The organism is Protofrankia sp. CiT1 (assembly GCF_917627335.1).
GTDB lineage: Bacteria > Actinomycetota > Actinomycetes > Frankiales > Frankiaceae > Protofrankia.
Map to the genome: position 1 here is coordinate 1 of NZ_CAKJTP010000204.1, position 1,472 is coordinate 1,472.

Consider the following 1,472-nt stretch of genomic DNA (forward strand, 5'->3'; position numbering starts at 1 on the left):
CCCGCCGACAGCCCGGCGGCTGGGCGCTGGCCGGCCCCTCCCTCGCCGACGACCGGGACCTGGCGGCCCTCACCCCCGCCGGTGCGACCGCCCGCGCCCGCGCGCTGCGCCCCTCCCTGGCCCCGCTGCCCCGCCTGTCCGAAACGGACCGGGGCTGGCCGATCGGGGACCTGACCCCCGGCGGCACCCCGCTGTACGGATCGGACGAGGACGTCGCGATCGCGGTCATGGCCCCCCGCGCCGGTAAGACCACCGCGCTGGCGGTCCCGGTCATCCTCGACGCCCCCGGCGCGGTCGTCGCCACCGCGAACAAAGCCGACCTGTGGGCGACCACCGCCGCCCTGCGGGCAGCGAACGGCACGGTATGGGTGTTCGATCCCCAGCAGATCGCCTACGCCCCGCCAATCTGGTGGTGGAACCCCCTGGCGGCTGTGCGCGGGGTAGAGGACGCCGACCGGCTCGCCTCCCACTTCCTCCAGGAGATCCGCGGCGGGCAGGCATCCCGGGACTTCTGGGCCGCGGCCGCCGGGGACCTGCTCGCCAGCCTGCTGCTGGCCGCCGCCACCAACGGCCGCAGCCTGATCGACGTCTACGAATGGCTCAACGACTCCGCCAGCCCCCGGCCCGCCGACCTCCTCGACGACCACGGCTACCGGGCGGTGGCCGCCGGCCTGCGCGGCCGCCAGGCCGGCGCCCCGGAAACCCGCGAAGGTGTGTACGAAACCGCCCGGGCCGCCGCCCGCTGCCTACGCAACGACCAGATCCTGACCTGGGTCACCCCACCCGCCGACCGACGGCGACACGCGAGCGCTGCTCGACGTCGACCGTTTCGCCGCCAGCAGCGACACGTTGTACCTGCTGTCCAAGGACGACGAAGGCGCCGCCAGTCCGCTGGTCGCCGCCTTCGTCGACCAGGTCATGCGCGCCGCGGTCCGCCGCGCCGAAGCCGCCGGCGGCCGCCTCGACCCCCCCATGCGGATCATGCTGGATGAGGCCGCGAACATCTGCAAGATCGCCGACCTGCCCCGGCTGTACTCCCACCTGGGCTCCCGCGGCCTGGTCACCATCACGATCCTGCAGTCCTACCGGCAAGGCGTCGGAGTATGGGGAGAACAGGGCATGGACGCCCTGTGGTCCGCCGCCACCATCAAACTCGTCGGCGCCGGCATCGACGACCCCCGCCACGCCGAGGACCTCTCCCGGCTCGTCGGCGACCACGACATCGAAATCTCCTCGCTGTCCCACAGCCGCGGCGGCCCGTCCACACAGGTCTCCCTGCGCCGCCAGCGGATCCTCGACGCCGCCGACATCCGCGCCATGCCCAAGGGCACCGCACTGCTACTCGCCACCGGCATCCGCGCGGCCGCGGTCCGGCTACGCCCCTGGTACACCGGCCCACACGCCACCGCGATCACCGCGGCGTCCACACAGGCCATGGCCACCCTCACCGCCCACGCCACCCCCACATCCAC

At 74.0% G+C, this 1,472-nt stretch carries 2 protein-coding genes; both read left to right on the forward strand.

The annotated features are described in order from the left end of the window. Positions 1–992: type IV secretory system conjugative DNA transfer family protein (locus MJ785_RS19880; protein WP_239382233.1), on the forward strand; the 992-nt coding region annotated here is incomplete at its 5' end. After that, positions 892–1,472, forward strand: a 581-nt coding sequence (locus MJ785_RS19885; protein WP_239382245.1) for a type IV secretory system conjugative DNA transfer family protein, incomplete at its 3' end; no start/stop codon positions are given. The genes MJ785_RS19880 and MJ785_RS19885, both read left to right, overlap by 101 nt.